The sequence below is a fragment of the Cohnella hongkongensis genome (genome assembly GCF_042654645.1).
GTDB lineage: Bacteria > Bacillota > Bacilli > Paenibacillales > Paenibacillaceae > Cohnella > Cohnella hongkongensis.
In genome coordinates this window covers 37759-55296 of sequence record NZ_JBHSEP010000020.1, presented here as the reverse complement: position 1 = coordinate 55296, position 17538 = coordinate 37759, and the positions used below count along the sequence as shown (strand labels likewise).

Below are 17538 nucleotides of genomic sequence, written 5' to 3'. Positions count from 1 at the left end.
CCCGCTTTTTATCCAGAATGGCGGCCATTATTGCAGGCTCGCGAACAGATCGGTATATTTCTCGATAATCTTCGTTTTGTTCTCGCTCACGTAATTCGTGTCCTCGTCGATCATATGAATGTCGCTGTAAGGCGTCATGTAATCGCCGAGCTGCGCGTCCTTGCGCAGCGGACGGTTCGTCAGCTGGCTGCCGAAAGCGTCCTGCGCTTCCTTCGAGAGAATGAAGTCGATGAATTTCTTGGCGTTGTCCAGATGGGGAGCGCCCTTGACGATGCCGGAGCCGGCATCGAGGAATACCGCGCCTTCCTTCGGATAGACGACCTTGACCGGAGCGCCGTTGCGCACGTATGTGCTGGCCGGATCCTCGTACGTCAGGCCGACGACGTATTCTCCGTCCGCCACGCTCTTGTGGACCGCGCCGGAGCCGCTGGCGATTTTGCCGTCCAGGTTTTGGATCAGCTCTCCGACATAGTTCCAGCCGGCCTCGCTCTCGTAATCGCCGCCCATCGCCTTCAGCATATTCGTCAACTGAGCGAACGCGGAGCTGGAGCTGGCCGGATCGGCCGACGCGATCTTGCCCTTAAGCTGCGGGTTCAGCAGATCGGCGTAGCTGTCGATCTTGATGTCCCCGATCAGATTCGTGTTGACAAGCAGCACGCTTCCGTCCCCGATGTACGGAGTCGCGAAGCCGCTCGTATTGCGGTGACCCTCCAGCAGAAACTCGTCGTTAGGCGATACGTAAGGCTCGTACAGATCTTTGTTGCTGAGATAACCCGCCATCGATCCGCCGAACATAACGTCCGCGTACGGGTTCGACTTTTCGGACTGAATGCGCTTTATTATTTCTCCGGTTCCGGCCGTGACGAGCTCGACGGTAATCCCCGTCTGCTTCTCGAACATCGGAATAATCGTCTTGACGATCTCTTCGCTGTTCGGACTGTAAACCACCAGCTTGTTTTCCTTGGACGCCTTCGAGCCGCCCCCGCATGCGCTTAGCGCAGCCGCGAGCATCGTGCCTACCAACAATAAGATAGAAAGCCTTCTCATTTGTATTCACTCCAGTAGAGGATTTAGTTTTGAATGCCCTTTCATTGTACCGGGCTTATTCGATAGAATTAATCCTACGATTCGAGAACATCGTCTAAAATTCGCAACTGGAGGGCGTCTGTGACGGCGTTCGGCGGGACGCCCGTCTTCTCGGGGATGAAAAAGCGGCGGATAAATTCAGCAATTGAGAAGAAATGATTTATCGTTGGCTATACTACAATAATAGAGACACTCGGAGATCGGCTGTCACGATAACAAGGAGAGTTGGAGGGATCGTTAAGAATGAACGGCAGGAACGCTCAACCGGAATACGCCATCGAGGCCGACGGCCTGGTCAAAAAGTTCGGCGGTCAGCGCGTCGTCGACGGAATCTCGCTGCGGGTGCCGAGAGGTTCGATCTACGGCTTCCTGGGACCGAACGGAGCCGGCAAAACGACGACCATTCGCATGCTGTCCACGCTGCTTCAGCCTGACGAGGGCTTCGCCAAGGTGATGGGCTGCGATCTGGCCCGCGAACCGGAGCAGGTTCGGCGTCGGATCAGCCTTACGGGACAGTTCGCCTCCGTGGACGAGGATCTGTCGGGCCGGGAGAATCTCATCCTGATCGCCCGGCTTGTCGGCTTCTCCAGGACGGATGCGCGAGCGCGGGCAGACGATCTGCTGAAGGCGTTCCAGCTCGAGGAAGCGGCGCAGCGCCAGGTGAAGAACTACTCGGGAGGCATGCGGCGGCGGATCGATATCGCCGCCAGCATCGTAGCGGCGCCCGATCTGCTGTTCCTGGACGAACCGACGACCGGCCTCGATCCGAGAAGCCGCAACCAGGTGTGGGAGATTATACGGGCGCTCGTCCGCAACGGGACGACTGTCTTCCTGACGACGCAATACCTGGAAGAAGCCGATCAGCTCGCCGACCGGATCGGCGTCATCGACCACGGGCGGCTGATTGCGGAGGGAACGAGCACGGAGCTGAAAGCTCTCGTTGGCGCGGGAAGGCTGACCGTTCATTTTCAGACCGGGGACGACCTCGAGCGGGCGGCGGTCCTTCTCGGCTCGCTGATGCAGGAGGCCCTCGAGAAGGACGAACGCGCGCTGAAGCTGGTCGTCCCGATCTCGGATCACAGCGCCGCGGCCGCATGGATCAGCCGATTCGTGACAGAGAACTTGCGGATCAGCGATTTCTCCATGGGCCAGCCCAGTCTGGACGAGGTCTTCCTGACGTTAACGGGAAAAAAGCCAAGCTCGCAGGAGCCGGAAGGAGAGAAATCGGAAAATGTACATCAAGCCGGATAATACGACCGATCTGCAGCGGGCGTTAACGCTGACCAGACCCCCGGGACGCCCAGGGGCGATCGGCGCCTCTATGACCTTCGGCTGGCGGGCGCTGCTGAAAATCAGGTACGTACCCGAGCAGCTGTTCGACGTGACGGCCTTCCCGATCATGTTTCTGCTCATGTTTACCTATTTGTTCGGAGGGGCGATCGCGGGCTCGACCGGGGAATATCTGAACTTCGTGCTGCCGGGCATTCTGGTGATGACGGTCTCGATGATCACGATGTATACCGGCCTCGATCTGAACAAGGATATTCAGAAGGGCATTTTCGACCGGTTCCGCACGCTGCCCTTCTGGCGTCCGGCGGCGCTCGTCGGGGCGCTGCTGGTGGACGCGGTGCGCTATTCACTCGCTTCGGCCATTATGATCGGACTCGGTTACATTCTGGGCTTCCGACCCGAAGCCGGCTTGGGAGGCTTGCTGCTGGGCGTTATCGTTCTTTTGCTGTTCGCCTTCAGCCTTTCTTGGATATGGACCTTCCTCAGTCTGATCGTTCGCTCGGAGAAAGCGCTCATGGGCGTCAGCATGATGGCGCTGTTCCCCCTGACGTTCCTCAGCAGCGTATTCGTCGACACTTCGACGATGCCGCGCTGGCTGCAGCGCCTGGTTGACGTCAACCCGGTGACGCTCGTCGTGGATGCGGTTCGCGGTCTCGCCCACGGCGGTCTCGAGAGCGGGCTCCTAACCGTCGTCTTCCTGATCTCGGCGGCGCTTGTTGTCGTGTTCGCTCCTCTTACGATGTATTTCTATAACCGCAAGAAATAGCGCAGCAGCTCGCAGATGAACGAAGCGCAGCGCCTCTCGAAGCCTCCAGGCGACGCCGATTGCGATCGCGGAGGCTCCGGAGGCGCTGCTGTTTGTCGCGAACATCTTCAGTACGCGCCTTCAGGCTATAGGCCCTTGCCGCCCAGCGGACGAAGCTTGACGGGCTTGACGCCTGCGATCAAGGGACGGCAGCTCTGGATGACGGCCAGCACGCTTTCGTTTTCCAGAGAGGCGGCATGGGCCTCTTCGCTCTCCCACAGCTCCGTCACCCAGAGCGCGTCCGGCTCGTCCGCCGACTCGCCGATAATGTAATAGATGCAGCCCTCCATCCCCTGCAGCGTCTCGGCAGACTCCAGCAGCCGGCCCGCCAGTTCGTCGCGCTTGCCCGGGTGAGCGATCAGTTGACCCAGCATGGCGTATTTGCTCATTCGCGTTCTTCCCTTCTTCTCTCGGATTCGATTGCCATCTCTTCGTAATGCGCGGCGATTCGGGAGCCCGCCTCCGCCATTCTCCTGACGAGAAGCTCCGACTCGATCTTCAACGACGTGCCGTAAGGCATCAGAAAATAGGGAACGTAAGTGTGCAGCGTGGACCGTTCCAGGCGGAACACGGCCTCCTCCGGCTTGCGTTCGGTCAGCGCGTGTCCGAACAGCCAGTGGCGGCACAGCTCGTTCAACACCTGTTCCTTGGCTTTAACGCGCACCGTCTCCAGCTCCGGCGACCCGGCCCCCGGGAGCAGACTCCCGAGGAGAAAGTCTTTGGCGGAGAAATCGGCCGGCCGTTCGAAGCGGCGCCTGGTCTCTCTTAACGCTTTAATCCGGTCCACCCGGAAGCTGCGCGGTTCTCCCCGACGGCCGCAATGCCCGACCGCATACCAGCATCCTTTCCAGTATACGATGCCGTAAGGATCGAACAGCCGGGGAGGAGAAGCCAGCTCCTTCCCCCGGTCGTACTCCATCTCCAGCGTTCGTCCCTGACCGGCCGCTTCCTCCAGCGTCTGCAGGAAAACGCGATACTTGCCCTCCATGGGCGGATAGATGACCGATACGCCGCCGGCATGACGCTGCAGGCGGTCCGACTGTTTCTCGTTCGTGTACCGCTTCAGCTTGTCCACCGCCCTGGCCAGCGCGTCCGAATGCGGATAACCCGCTTCCTGCGCGAACACCGCGGCATGGATCAGCCCCTTCCGCTCGTCCGTATCGAACAGCATCGGGGAGTCGGCGAACCCGCTCGGAATGCGATAGCCGCCGTTCGGTCCGGAATCGGCGACGATCGGCACTCCGCTCGCGCATAGCGAGTCAATGCACCGATAGACGGTCCGCACGTGGATCTCCAGCTCCTCGGCCAGCTTCCGGGCGGTGATCCGCTTACCGGAACGAAGCATCCATAGAATCGATAACATGTTATCCGCTTTGGTCACGGTTCAACCCTTCTTTCGCGGCGCGCGAATAGAAATCGACTCTATTGTACGCCACTTCAGGCCAGCGGCGCCATGCCTCTGTCGATCCATGCTTCATAGGTCGGGCCGTAGATCTCCGGAGGACGCAATCCGGCCTGCCTCATCAGCACCGTCATCTGGCCGCGATGATGCGCCTGATGCATCAGGCAAAACCGCAAGGAGTCCCCGTTCCTCCACTCCGCTCCCATCACCGTCTGCTTCTCGCTCAGACGACCGTCGTTCCATTCGGACCGGACCGCCCGCAGCACTGCCGCGCTCATGCTTCGGTATGCCTCCGCGATCCCGGAGGCACGAGTCGGCGCTTCCCGGTCGTCGTCCGCTCCTTCAATCGGCAAACCCAGCGAAGCCATGAATCTGAGGGAGCCGACCAGATGCCAGGCCAGCCCCCCCAGGGTGCGGCGGCCTGGGGAGATCTCCTGCCGCAGCGACTCGTCGGTCAGCACGTTCAGTACGCGTTCGGTTAACCTCGCCTCGCTCTCCCATTCCGCGACGAAAGCTTCGATTGTCGTAAACATGCTCCACACCCCCTCGTTTTTTTGACTGCAGCTACAGTATAAGCTTCTATCCCTGACAGTAACGGTCAGTCATTCCGGGAGCAGAACAATTTTAAGGACGGGTTCATGAAAGCTGCACGGAATGCAGCAGAAATAGGGGAGAGGGCATCGCGGCTCGCTAAGCCATTGTCTTGGTTCCGATGTGAGAAAGCGATCATAATGAGGAATGCATCTTTCACGATTGATGACAGAATCTTACGGGAAATGAGCGCTTAACGGGGCGTGCCGAACCGTTTGGCGGACTTGGCGCGGGCACGCTCAAGCTCGATCGCGCGGTCGCGGGACGGAGCGCGGGTGACCAGCGAATCGAGCAGCCTCTGAGCGGCCTCGCCGACCTCCCGCACCGCCAGATGAAACGCCTCCTCGTTCGCTTTGGAGGGCTCGTTAAACCCGGACAGCTTGCGGACAAATTGAAGCGAAGCCGCATGCACCTCGTCCGGCGTTGCCGGAGGATCGAAATTGAACAGCGTCTTAATGTTCCTGCACACCGCAGATCACCTTCCTTTTTTTATAAAGCTATTATTAACCAGCAATCGGCTCCGCGCAACAAGTAGCCGCGCGGAGCCGAGGAAGGAGGAATATTCGGTTACGGACTTAAAGCGTCCAGAACGGCTTGAACCCCGTACGAGCTTCCGAGAGGGCCGTAGCCGAGCGCGAGCTGGCCGTCGATGTCGAAGACGCGGTCGTTCTGAACGGCCTTCAGCTTCGCCCATACTTCGCTTTGCCGCCATTCGTCCGACAAAGCCGGAAGCGAAGGATCGGATACGTTGAACTGACCGAGGAACAGGTAATCCGGATCCAACTGGCTCAGTCCCTCCAGCGAGATCTGCGCGCCGTCCGCCATCTCTGCGGATTCCGGCGCCTTCAATCCCAGCCCTTCATAATAGGTCGGCAAGTAGTTCGTGCCCTGCAGCCAGCTTTCCTTGGCGCGGATCTGAAGGAACGCCACCGTGCCTTCGAGGCCGGACAGCTTCTCCTTCGCCTCCTGCAGCTTGGCCTGGAAATCCGCGATATAGCTTGCGGCAGTCTCCTCCTGGCCGAGAATGCGGCCGAACTCGGTCACGACGGAGGGCCAATCCCCCCATACGTCCGTTTTCTGCTCGTCCAGCACGACGGTCGTGGCGATTTTCGTCAAGGAATCGACGATGTCCTTGTTGACGGCATTGCCCGCGATAATGACGTCAGGAGCGTAAGCCAACAACGCCTCCAGATTAACGGCCGTGTTCTCTCCGACGACGACCAGCTCGTCCAGACGATCAGTGTAAGGCTGATACGTCTCCGTATGCAGCACGGATTGCTTCTCGGTGAACGGAAGCGCGAGCCCGACGGACTTCAGATCGAACAGCAGAATCGAGTCGGTATAGCCCCAGTGGACGACCGCGACTCTCTGCGGCTGCTTCTCGATAACGACGTCTCCGTTGGCGGCTTGGATCGTGCGGGGGAAGGCAGCCTCCGAAGCGGACGATTCGCTCGGCGCGGAGCTGGACTCGCTCGGAGTTGGAGAGGGGGACGTGGAAGCCTCCGATGAGCCTTTCGAGTCCGAATTCGAACAGGCGGCCAGCAGCAAAACCAGAAGCGTTAGCATAGCCGCCCAGGGCAGTTGACGTTTACTCATGTCGAGCATCCTTTCTAGAATAGCGCAGGTTATATTTGATAACGATTCTCATTGTCGAATATAACGATAACACCTTGTTGATCTGTTGAAAATGGAGAGATTCCCGAACTTATAATGGATGATTTCGCCTTCGGTGCATGCCGACCTTGCCGGGAGACACGCCCTTGTGCTTCTTGAACAATCTGCTGAAATAATAAGCGTCCGAATAGCCCACGCTCTTGGCCACGACGCTCACCGGGAATTGTCCCGTCATGAGCATCTCGTTCGCCCGGTTCATCCGGTATTGGATCAAATAGTCGATCGGTCCGATTCCGGCATACTTGCGAAACAGGGACGAGAAATACTTCGCCTTGATCTGGTAGCGCTCCGCCAGCATGTCCAGCGTAAGCGGCTGGGCATGATGCGCCCGGATATATTGAATCGCCTCGTCGATCAACGAATAGCTTTCCTTGTTCCGACGAATTCGCTCGGACTGAAGGATGCGGTTAATCAGTTGATAGAAAAGAGCCTTCTTCTCCAGCATGCCCATGCTGTCCGGCGACGCGGCGGCTTCGAGCAAGCGATCGAGCACGTGCAGAAGCTCCGGGTCGAGCGCGGCCTCCAGCAGCGAAGCCTCGACAAGCCGCCGCGCGTCCTCCCGCTCGGGCGGTACCGGCAAGTAATGAACAAGGCCGTATTCGAAGCCGCCCTCGTCCGGATAGATTTCCAGCCTCTGTCCCAGGCCGCCCAGCAGCACCTTGCCCGGCTCGAGCCCGTAGCGTTCCGATCCGCCGAATACGAAGTCGGCGCGCCCTCTCAGCGCAAGGACGACGCCGCAGCGAGTCGTCGGCCGGGCGACATGCCCGCTGTAGACTCGGTTGCCCTCCAACTCCGTCCGATATACGCCGTACACATCCAGAGGAACGCTCGCGAAGTCGCGCGCCAACTCCTCGTATGAACCGTCCATGTCCTTCCTCCCAATGTTGTCAGCTTAAGCCGTTGTCGTATACGATCGACGGCGCGCATCCTGCCGGCAACGTCTAACGGTTACAGTGGCGCTTAATCGATCGTTTTTCCGAAAAAAGAAAAGCTAACGGTTGCCGTCGCGCTTATTTCGGAGTTTCGAGCGAAATGGCGCGTTTTCAGCTGAAATAGCCGCTGCTGCAACCGTTACAATCCCCGCATTGCGAAAACGGCACGATTAGCGGCTCTGGCAACCGTTACGTTAGCGGGGTGGCGGGGGTGGCCTGGATTGGCGTAGGTTCGCGGGTTGACGCAGGTTGACGTGGGTGACATAGGTTGACGTAGATTGGCGGGTTCACATAGGTTCACGTAGGGTGACATAGGTTCACCTAGGCTCACGTATGTTCACGTAGGATCACGTAGGCTCACAAAGAGTGACATAGGCTCACATAGGCTCACGTAGGTTGGCGAGAGTTGGCCTTTGTTCGCGATGATCGTCCGTCGCCGATACGGACGCTGACTACCCGAATTGGCGACGATTAAGTGTAGATTTTCAAGCGTATCCGCTTTTATGCGCGCTTCGTCAAGGCCAAAGCGCCCGGAGACGACAAATTCGAACTCGCTTCTCCTTTATTCGGAACAGCTGCTTCCTCAATTCGCGAACAGCTGCTTCTTCAATTCCCGATTCCTCTCCATGAAGACCTCGTTATGCGAGGAGACCATTCCCCAGGCTTCCGCTTCCGGGGTGATGAACTGTTTCGCTCTGTTCACCGCGTTGGCCGCATCCTGGAACGCACCGGCGATCAGGTGGAGCTTGCCCTCATGGCCGAGAATGTCGCCTGCGGCGAATACGCCCGGAACGGACGTCTCGCTCATCGGGGTTCCCGCGACCGACCATTCGTTCTTCATCTCGATGTTGATCTGGCTGTTCGCAAGCAAGTCCTTGTCTCTCTCGTATCCGTGATTGATAATCACTTCGTCCACGGGCAGCTCGACCTGCGCTCCGTCGTCCTTGTTGCGCAGCAAGACGCGCTCGATCGCCTCCTGACCGGGCGTTGCGATCAGCTTCTCGATCTCGGTGTTGAGCAGGCAGACGACCGAGCCGGAGAGCAGCTTCTCCACTTCCGCCTCGTGTCCCTTCAGCGAGTCCTTGCGGTAGGTCAAGTAGACCCGCTTCGCAATCGGCTCCAGCTCGTTCGCCCAGTCGACCGCCGAGTTGCCGCCGCCGGAGATGAGCACGGTCTTCCCCTTGAATCGGGCCAGCGATTTGACCGTATAATGCAGGTTCGTCACTTCGTACCGCTCGGCGCCCTCGAGCTCCAGCTTCGTCGGCTTCAGAATGCCGCCCCCGACGGCCAATATGACCGTTCTGGAATGATGCGCGGCTCCCGACGCCGTATGCAGCGTAAAAATGCCGTCCTCGCCTCTGGAGATGGAGGTCACCTTCTCTCCCAGCACGACCTCCGGGTGGAAGGTCGTCCCCTGTGCGATCAGCTGCTCGATCAGCTTCTCTCCCGGAATCGGCGTTAAGCCGCCGACATCCCAGATCATCTTCTCCGGGTAGACGTTCACCTTCCCGCCCAGGAACGTCTGGAACTCGATGATCTTCGTCTTCATCCCGCGCAACCCGCTATAGAAAGCGGAGAACAGCCCGGCCGGGCCTCCTCCGATAATGGTGACATCGTAGAGATCTCTCATGCTCATATCCGTCTCTCTCTCCCTCATCGTCTATCGTTGCAGACACGCCGACCGAACGTTTGCCGGCTTGGCGGCCGGCGGCGCTGCTCCTCCGTTCGTTTGCGGCTTGGCGGCCGGCGGCGCAGCTCTCCGTTCGATCCTCTTCGGGATTCATTGTATCATATTATCATTGAGAATGAAAATCATTATTGGAATAATTTCCACCGTTTCCCCGACACGCGAACAAGCACGTCCGGGGGCGTTCCGGACGTGCTTGGTCTGCCGATCAGCGATGATCGGCGTATACGTTCGGCTTGCTGAAGCCGCGGATCGCCGCAACCTCTTCCGGCGACAGCTCCGGCGTCTGCGCTGCCGCGATATTCTGCAGCAGCTGCTCCCGCGAGCTTGCTCCGGGAATGGCGACAGCGACCGCAGGATGAGCGAGCGAATAACGGATCGCCAGCTGGGTAAGGCTACGCCCGGGCGTCTCCAGAGCCCGCAGCCGCTCGCGAAGCGCCTTAAGCTCCTCCAGCTCGTAGTCGGGGACGCTTCGGGAAGGCTCCCGATTCGCCGCCAGCGCCCCTCTGGCCAGAGGCCCCCTGGCCACGACGCTGATTCCCCGCTCCTGAAGAAGGGGCAGTACCGCTTCCTCCGCCCGGCGGTCGACGATGCTGTACGCATTCATCACGCTGACGATGGAGGATCGGGCCGCATACTCCCGGATGACGTTGGGACGAATCGAGGAGATGCCGTACTCGCGGATCACCCCTTCCCGCTTCAGCCGTTCGAAAGCTTCGATCGTCTCGTCTATGGGATCGTCCAGTGTGCCCCCGTGCAGCTGGTACAAGTCGATATAGTCCGTGCCGAGTCTTCTCAAGCTTTCCTTAACCGCGGACATCACATATTCCCGGGAAGGATCCCAGATCCATCCCTCCCGCCCGGGGATCCGCCGGTTGCCGACCTTCGTGGCGAGCACGACCTGGTCTCGCCTTCCTCGAATCGCCTTGCCGACGATTTCCTCGTTGCGTCCCTCGTCGTACAGGTCAGCCGTGTCCAGCAGGTTGACGCCGCGATCCAGCGCCTCGTGGATAAGTCCGATCGCCTTCTGCTCCTCCGTGCCCAAGGACATGCACCCGAGCCCGATCTCGCCGACGAGCAGTTCCGAAGCGCCCAATCGGTTCATTTTCATCGCGTGCTCATTCCTTTCTTCCAGCCATTCGCGCCGACTGCAGCACTCTCGTTCCTGATCTCATTATAAACGAGATTCTTTCCGGTTATCGCAAAATAATCCGATACATCGCGATAAAAGCCTAGATTGCCGCTAATCCGGCGCGCAACAGCTCGGCAATGGGGGGGGGCTCCCGCGATCATGTGCTCCGCCGTCAATCAGCTTTTTACCGATCCCGCCGTCATCCCGGCAACGATATAGCGCTGCAGGAACAGATACAGCAGCACGACGGGGAGCGAGACGATCAGAATCGTCATAAACACGAGGTTCCAGTCGGCCGCCTTCTGCCCGAAAAAGAAATAAATCAGCAGGCTCAGCGTATACCGATCCGCCGTATTAAGGAAGTAGAACGGGATCGTAAAGTCGTTCCAGATGTTCATCGATGCCAGAATCAGCACGGACGCGTTGACCGGAAGGAGCAGCGGAAAAAGAACGACAAAGAACAGCCTAAGCTTTCCGACCCCGTCAATAATCGCCGCCTCGTCCAGATCCCTCGGTATGCCGTGCATAAACGAAACATACAGGTAGGTGAAAAAGGCGTAATTACCCGCAATGAACAGCAAAATGACGCCGGCATACGTGCGCACCAGCTCGAAAAAGTCGACCACGTAATACGTGGTAATGATCATAGTTGGAAGAATGAGGCCGACAACCAGAATCTGCTGCACCAGCCTCGTCAGTCTCGTATCCCTTCTCTGAATCACGAACGCCGACACCGAGCACAGAACGACGATCAGAACGACCCCTATGGCGGTAATGACGAACGTATTCCAGAAGGCTTGGGGAATTCTGGCCGCCGCGAATACGTCTCTTAAATTGTCCGCGATGTTCCATTGCCCGGGAAGGGCGAGACTCATCTCAGCGGCTTCGGCCTTCGTCTTGAAGGCGTTAACGATGACGAAATACAGCGGGATTCCGACGATGGCAATGCAAACGAGGGATACAAGCTCCCATGCGGCCTGTGCGCCTCTTCTCATTTTCTTCACCTGCTTGCTTCTCGATTTATCACTTTGTTCAAGCTTAGAACCGCGATCAGGATCACGACGAACAGAACCAGGTTCGCCGCCGTCGCCTCTCCGTTGCGCCCGGCCGCGAAAGCCTTGAACACGGCGGTGTTGATGACGTTCGAAGCGTTGCCCGGCCCTCCCCCAGTCAGCGCGTAGACGATGTCGAACACCTTCAAGCCCCCGATCACGCTAAGAATGACATTCGTATTCATGACCGGGGTCACCATCGGAAGCGTAATGTAGCGGAAGTGCTGCCAGGAGGTTGCTCCGTCTATTTTGGCGGCTTCGGTTACTTCCTGCGGCATCGATTGCAGAGCGGCCAGGAAAAGCATCATCGAAAAGCCGGTCCATTTCCAAATTTCTACGAAGGAGATCGAATACATGACAAGAGCGGGGTCGGTCAGCCAGCTCATAGCCAGAGAATCGAGTCCGACGGCGCGCAAAAAAACGTTCAATATCCCCGTGCTGGGATGGTAGATCGCTTTAAATGCGATCGCGACAGCGATCGTGCTCAGCACGACCGGAAAGAACAGAACCGAACGAAGCAGGAGACGGCTCTTCAGATGCTGGTTCGCCAGAATGGCAAGGAGCAGCCCGAGGCCGATCTTAAAGACGGTCGTGACAACCGCGAAAATAAAAGTGTTTTTAAATGCCAACAGATGGCTGGAGTTCTCGTACAGGGCGATGAAGTTAGCGAATCCGACGAATCGGGTTACCTTGAACGAGGCATTCAGGTCGGTAAACGCGAAGTAAAAGCCCATTAAGGCGGGCACGATGAAAAAGACGAAAAAAATGAGCAGCCCCGGAGACATCAGCCAGTAGGAGTAATATTGTTTCTTTAACATAAGCGCTCCTTGGAACGGAAGGGAGCTTCTTCACCGGAAGAAGCTCCCCTTCGATTATTTGAAGTTCGGGTCGCCTTTCGCCTTCGCATCCGCTTCCATATCCTTCTGCAGCGCTTCGAGCGCCTGATCGGGCGTCTTGCCGCCTTCGACAAACAGTTCTTGAGCGTATGTCGGCAGGTTCGCGTCGGAGTTGAACTTGATCGGGTAGGGCACGTTGGCGATCGCTCGGCCTTCGTCCAAATATTTCTTCGCATCCAGCTCGGCCGGCGTCAGGCTTGTTTGCTTAACGCCCTTGATGGCAGGGATACCGCCCTGCTTCGCGAAGAAAACGTCCTGGACGGCCGGCTGCTCGAACCAGTTCACGAAGCGCTGCGCGTCGTTCTGGTTCTCTCCCTTAACGATATACATCGCCTTCGGCGCCCAGATGGCGGCCAGGTCCTGCCCTCCCCCTTTGTAAGGCATGACGAACGCTCCGATGTCCTCCACGCCTTCCGGATATTTCGTGACGATCTCGTTCATGACCCAAGTCGCCATATGGTACATGCCCGCCTCTCCGCTGGCGAGCGCCTTCTGAGCGTTGTCATAGGTGGAGGACAGAATGTCGGCATTGGCGAAGCCTTTTTCGACCGCCTCTTTGATGAATTGCATGCCGACCTTGCGATCCGTCCACTCCGTCATCTTCGCCTTGTTCTCGTTCATGAGCGGAATGAGCTCCGCTCCTTGACGGGAAGCGCCGGACAGCAGAATCGGAAGTTGAACCGTCCAGGCATCCTGACCGGAGAAGTAGACCGGCGTTTTGCCTGCCGCCTTGAGCGCTTCAGCCACCTTCCAAAACTCGTCCATTGTCGTCGGAACCTGAAGATTCAGTTCCTGGAACAGCTTTTTGTTATAGAGAACCATTCCCATGTCGGTTCCACCGTACGGAGCGCCGTACCAATGGCCGTCCTCCAGCGTGTCCATCAAATTTTTCCAGGCGTCCTTGTCGAAGTTCTCCATCCAGGGCTGGTCGTCCTGGGCGACGAACACGTCGCCCGGCACGCCGAAGCCATGGTTGATCGATATCCCGTTCTGGTAGAACAAAATATCCGGCTTATCGTTCGTGGCAAAGCGGGTTTTCATCAGATTGGCCCCGTCGTCGCCTTCCGGCACCTTCTCGATCACCAGATCGAAGCCGTTCTTCTTGGCCTCCGGAATAATGGCCTCCATTCCCTGCACAAACCAGGTGGCATGTCCGAGCATTTTGATCTGTACCGTTTCAGGCGCAGTCTCACCCGAACCTCCGCTCGGGCTTGCTTCCCCTCCCGTCGACACCGCGTTACTGCCCCCGTCGCCGCCTCCGCACGCCGTCAGGGCAGCCGTCACAGCGAGCATCGTAGCCGCCGCGAACAGCTTGCCCGCTTTCAAGTGCGTCATGCTGCATTCCCCCCTGTGAAGTGTAGTAATGATCACTTGCACTGTCATGATAGTCCTTTCACATGAAGCGAGTAAATGGTGATTCTGACACAAGAACGGGGGAAAATATTAAACGATTTCGTCCAGCTATTTTGTTATGATGACAGGTGAGGAGAGTGAATCGCATGAGAAGCTTCCGAACCAAGCTCTTTCTCGTTTATTCGTTAACGTTGATCGCGCTTATGCTGTCCGTCAGTTTTCCGATGTATTTCTATTTCAAGAAGAGCATCGAGCGCAATATTATCACCAGCGTGGAACAGCTGACCGGCAGCGTGGCCAGCAATCTCTCCTCGCAGCTGAACATGTTCGACAACATGAGCTTCCTGCTCTACAACAGCTACGACCAGACCCGTTCGACTCTGGCGGACTACTTGATGCTCAAAAGAGAGGCCGCGAATACAAAAGCCGATCTGGAAGCCAGAAAATCGATCAACAACTTTATGCTGATCTCGATCAACGCCTATAAAAGCATCGACCGGTTGAATCTTTATACGGCGGACGGCGAGCTGTTCTCCAAGCAGGCCGCCTTTACGCCTTCTGCCGTTCCCGGCGGCTTCTCCGACTTCTACGACGAAGCCGATGAGGCGAAAGGCGGGCCCATTCTTCTAGCCGGTGGCGCCCCGCCTTCGTTCTCCCTCATCCGCAAGCTGCAGTGGGAGGGCCGCGGACTGGGCTATCTGGAGGCTGTGCTTAAGCCGAATGCGATAGTCGATCAGGAGAAAGCGGGAAATATGCCCGGAGCCTCCGTCTTCATTCTCCGTCAGGGCCGGGTCGTCTATTCCAGCGAAGGTTCAATGGCCGTAGAATCGCTGCCGGAGAGCTTAATCTCCGACAAAAAGAATCCGCTACAGGAGCAGGGAGTGTTCGCGGTCAAGCAAGCGACCGACTTCCCGGCGTTCTCCGTCGTTACCGCCGTCCCCGAGAAGCAACTGTTCGCTCCCCTGCTTATTTTTCGCAACGTGATGATTTTGAGCGTGCTGCTTCTGATCGCGGTTTCTGTCGCTTTTTATTATTTTTTGGCCAAGCTGCTCAGCCGTCCGATCACATCCTTGAAGCAGGTTATGGATGCCGTCAAGCTGGACGACGACCAGCAGGAGGTTCATATCGAGAACAAATACAGAATGAACGAAATCGAATCCTTGCGCCGCTCGTTCCAGAAAATGAACGATCGGATCAAGCTGGCGATGGAAGATAAGCTTCGCTTTCGAACGCTGCAGCTGCAGTCCCACTTCCAAACGCTTCAGGCGCAGATCAATCCCCACTTCCTGTTCAACATGCTTGGCGTTATCGCTATTATGGCGGACAAGGAAGGCTCCGGTTCGGGTTCGGCCGCCGTCATTAGCCGCAAGCTCTCCCGGTTTTTGAGATATGCCGTCTCGACGGACTCTCTGAGCGCTTCCCTGAGGGAGGAACTGGATTTTACGGAAAATTACTTGAATCTGATGAAATTCCGCTATCTGCACAGACTGGAGTACAGGTTCGACGTTCCAGCCGAAATAATGGAGCTGACCGTCCCCAAGCTCACCGTGCAGCCGATCGTCGAGAATTGCCTGCAGCACGGGTTCGGAAACGATATCAAGCGGATGCGAATCGAGGTTCTGGGGAGGCTGGAGCGCGACCGCTGGGAGCTGGAAATCCGCGACAACGGTCGAGGGTTTCCGGACGGCTCGCTCCGGGAGCTGCAGCGCACCATCGAAGATTATATGAACCGGTTGCAGACCAGCCAACCGGAAGCCCCGCCGGCTCTCGAGCTTGGAGGAATGGGGTTGACCAGCGCGCTGGTTCGGCTAAGGCTGAGCCGGAGGGCAGGGTTTTCCTACGATGTCGGCAACGCTCCCGAAGGGGGAGCGAGGGTCATCCTCCGGGGTGCGCTGATTTCAAGATTGGAGGAGTTATAAATGAATCGTCCGATCCGAATCATGCTCGTCGACGACGAGCCCGTTTTCCTCTATCATCTGAAGGAAATCGTGACGGAAAGGTGCGAGCGAATCGGCTGCTCTGCGGAATTCGTCGCGGAGTGCTACGATGCGGAGGAGGCGCTCTCCCTCCTGGAGGAAGCTGCCCCCGATCTCATTTTTACGGATATTCGCATGAGCGGAATGGACGGTCTTCAGCTCGCACAGGCTATCCACGACAAGCAGCCGCAGATCACGGTGATTATCGTAAGCGGCTACCCCTCATTCGACTACGCGCGCACGGCGCTGCGCGCTCAAGTCGCCGATTATTTGATCAAACCGATCGAGCGGGAGGCGGTCGACGACATTCTCAGGGAAACGCTCAAGCAGATGAAAGAGCAGACTTATCTTCAATTGAGAAACGTCGTGCAAAGCTATATCGAAGACGGTCAGCACGAGCGCCCCGGCTTCCCGGGAGCAATCGGGCTGCTCGCCGCGAACAGCAGAGACATGCACTTCAATCCGCTGCTATACGACAATCTGCTGCTGAGCGGCTCCGAGCATCTGGAAAGCCTGACCCCGCATCTCGGCTCCGGCGAGAACATATGGGTATTTCCCGGTACGAACAAACGCGGACTGCTCTTCGTCTGCTCCCTGGAGCGCTGTGGCCGGGATAGGCTGATCGACTTTGGCCAACGCCTGTTAAGCCGTTATTCCAAGTCCGACGCCTTCTCCATCGTCGCGGTCTGCGGCCCCCTGGACGGCCCTTCGAAGATCGGGCGCGCAGCCAGAGAGCTGTCGCGGCGAATCGACAGCCGCCAAGTGATCGGCAGAAGCATTCTGGTGCCGCCCGAAGAAGGCGACGGCCCAAGCGGCTTCATTGGCCGCTGGCCGACGGACGCTCAGGAGAAAATGCTGGAGTACAAAATCAGGAGGGGCGAGTGGACCGGCTTCCGGGAAGCCGTGCTTCGATTGTGCGAACAATGGGACAACGAGGCTTGCCCTTCCGAATTCGCGGAGATGGTTCTGAGGAAAATCGCAGAGACGGCGAGGGCAAATGAAGAAACGCCGCAACCGCTCGCACGGCTGAAGACGGAAGCGGCTATCCGGGATCTGCTATACGCTTCCTCCGGCTACGCGGAAGCCGGCGAAGCGTTCTCCGACTGGTTGCAGTCCGCTGTCAAGCCGACCGGCTCGTCCAGCGAGAAAAAGAGCGAAGCCTTGTTCAACCGTATTCTGCAATATATCGCCGCACGACTCGACGAGCCGCTGGGCCTGCCGACGCTGACGGAGGAGTTCGGCATCTCGAGCACCTATCTCTGCAACCTTTTCCGTATTTACAAGGGCTGCTCGTTCGTGGAATACCTGACGGAGCTTAGGGTGAGCAAATCTATGGAGCTGCTTGCGATGCAGCCCGAAATTCCGATCAAGGATATTGCGGACATCGTCGGCTATGCGGATCGGCATTATTTCTCGAAGGTGTTTAAAGCCTCCGTAGGCTTAACGCCTACAGAGTACCGAAGCTCATGCTGAAGGACAATTCGACAGAAATTGTCCGCTCATCATCTGAAACCTTGAATCCAGCCGCACGTATTATTCTCCTGAAGCTTGCCGAAACTGAATAGATCGACTCCAAAGGGGAGTAGCTGTACAATAAAAGTCGTCAATACGAGAGCGTCCGCTCTCCGGCTTTATTGGCATTGCCGTCATGGTGCTGTTAGC

16 protein-coding genes are annotated in these 17538 nt (G+C 57.7%); 4 read left to right on the top strand and 12 right to left on the bottom strand.

The genetic code is table 11. The annotated features are described in order from the left end of the window. Positions 1-27 precede the first annotated feature (27 nt). Positions 28-1047 (bottom strand): ABC transporter substrate-binding protein, encoded by a 1020-nt coding sequence (locus ACFO3S_RS21775; RefSeq protein ID WP_378100388.1) that lies wholly within the window; start codon positions 1045-1047, stop codon positions 28-30. Between the two features lie 282 nt (positions 1048-1329). Between ACFO3S_RS21775 and ACFO3S_RS21770 the strand changes: the two genes are divergently transcribed. After that, a complete protein-coding gene (locus ACFO3S_RS21770; protein ID WP_378100386.1) occupies positions 1330-2337 on the top strand; it encodes an ATP-binding cassette domain-containing protein in 1008 nt (335 codons plus the stop codon). Then, positions 2318-3142, top strand: a complete 825-nt coding sequence (locus ACFO3S_RS21765; RefSeq protein WP_378100385.1) for an ABC transporter permease — start codon at positions 2318-2320, stop codon at positions 3140-3142. Before ACFO3S_RS21770 ends, ACFO3S_RS21765 begins: the two co-directional genes overlap by 20 nt. Positions 3143-3267: 125 nt before the next feature. Here the strand turns inward: ACFO3S_RS21765 and ACFO3S_RS21760 are convergent, their stop codons facing one another. The 11 genes from ACFO3S_RS21760 to ACFO3S_RS21710 all read right to left on the bottom strand — a co-directional run bounded on the left by ACFO3S_RS21760 (position 3268) and on the right by ACFO3S_RS21710 (position 13882). After that, a complete protein-coding gene (locus ACFO3S_RS21760) occupies positions 3268-3570 on the bottom strand; it encodes a putative quinol monooxygenase (RefSeq protein WP_378100383.1) in 303 nt (100 codons plus the stop codon). Next, entirely contained in the window at positions 3567-4562 is a 996-nt protein-coding gene (locus ACFO3S_RS21755; RefSeq protein WP_378100381.1) for a helix-turn-helix transcriptional regulator, read from the bottom strand. The genes ACFO3S_RS21760 and ACFO3S_RS21755 overlap by 4 nt, the downstream gene beginning before the upstream one ends. 56 nt (positions 4563-4618) lie before the next feature. Then, on the bottom strand, positions 4619-5116 hold the full coding sequence (locus tag ACFO3S_RS21750; protein ID WP_378100379.1) for a DinB family protein: 498 nt from the start codon (positions 5114-5116) through the stop codon (positions 4619-4621). A 251-nt stretch (positions 5117-5367) separates the two neighbouring features. Further along, a complete protein-coding gene (locus ACFO3S_RS21745; RefSeq protein WP_378100377.1) occupies positions 5368-5643 on the bottom strand; it encodes a DUF2277 domain-containing protein in 276 nt (91 codons plus the stop codon). A 98-nt stretch (positions 5644-5741) separates the two neighbouring features. Further along, a complete protein-coding gene (locus tag ACFO3S_RS21740; RefSeq protein ID WP_378100375.1) occupies positions 5742-6770 on the bottom strand; it encodes an ABC transporter substrate-binding protein in 1029 nt (342 codons plus the stop codon). 109 nt (positions 6771-6879) lie between these two features. Beyond that, a complete protein-coding gene (locus ACFO3S_RS21735) occupies positions 6880-7716 on the bottom strand; it encodes a helix-turn-helix transcriptional regulator (protein ID WP_378100373.1) in 837 nt (278 codons plus the stop codon). A gap of 647 nt (positions 7717-8363) precedes the next feature. After that, positions 8364-9416 (bottom strand): NAD(P)/FAD-dependent oxidoreductase, encoded by a 1053-nt coding sequence (locus tag ACFO3S_RS21730; RefSeq protein ID WP_378100371.1) that lies wholly within the window; start codon positions 9414-9416, stop codon positions 8364-8366. A 259-nt stretch (positions 9417-9675) separates the two neighbouring features. Beyond that, complete coding sequence (locus tag ACFO3S_RS21725; RefSeq protein WP_378100369.1) at positions 9676-10578, bottom strand: aldo/keto reductase; 903 nt, start codon at positions 10576-10578, stop codon at positions 9676-9678. A 197-nt stretch (positions 10579-10775) separates the two neighbouring features. Next, a complete protein-coding gene (locus ACFO3S_RS21720) occupies positions 10776-11594 on the bottom strand; it encodes a carbohydrate ABC transporter permease (RefSeq protein ID WP_378100367.1) in 819 nt (272 codons plus the stop codon). Positions 11595-11599: 5 nt separating this feature from the next. Further along, positions 11600-12469: a carbohydrate ABC transporter permease gene (locus tag ACFO3S_RS21715; protein ID WP_378100365.1), complete on the bottom strand. Its 870-nt coding sequence runs from the start codon at positions 12467-12469 to the stop codon at positions 11600-11602. Between the two features lie 54 nt (positions 12470-12523). Next, the gene (locus ACFO3S_RS21710; protein WP_378100363.1) at positions 12524-13882 is read right to left on the bottom strand and encodes an ABC transporter substrate-binding protein; all 1359 of its coding nucleotides are present in this window, start codon (positions 13880-13882) and stop codon (positions 12524-12526) included. 164 nt (positions 13883-14046) lie between these two features. Here ACFO3S_RS21710 and ACFO3S_RS21705 point away from each other — a divergent pair, with 164 nt between their 5' ends. Both ACFO3S_RS21705 and ACFO3S_RS21700 read left to right on the top strand, forming a co-directional pair. Next, positions 14047-15819 (top strand): sensor histidine kinase, encoded by a 1773-nt coding sequence (locus ACFO3S_RS21705; RefSeq protein ID WP_378100361.1) that lies wholly within the window; start codon positions 14047-14049, stop codon positions 15817-15819. Next, positions 15820-17349, top strand: a complete 1530-nt coding sequence (locus ACFO3S_RS21700; RefSeq protein ID WP_378100359.1) for a response regulator transcription factor — start codon at positions 15820-15822, stop codon at positions 17347-17349. It abuts the gene before it with no gap. Positions 17350-17538: the final 189 nt, after the last annotated feature.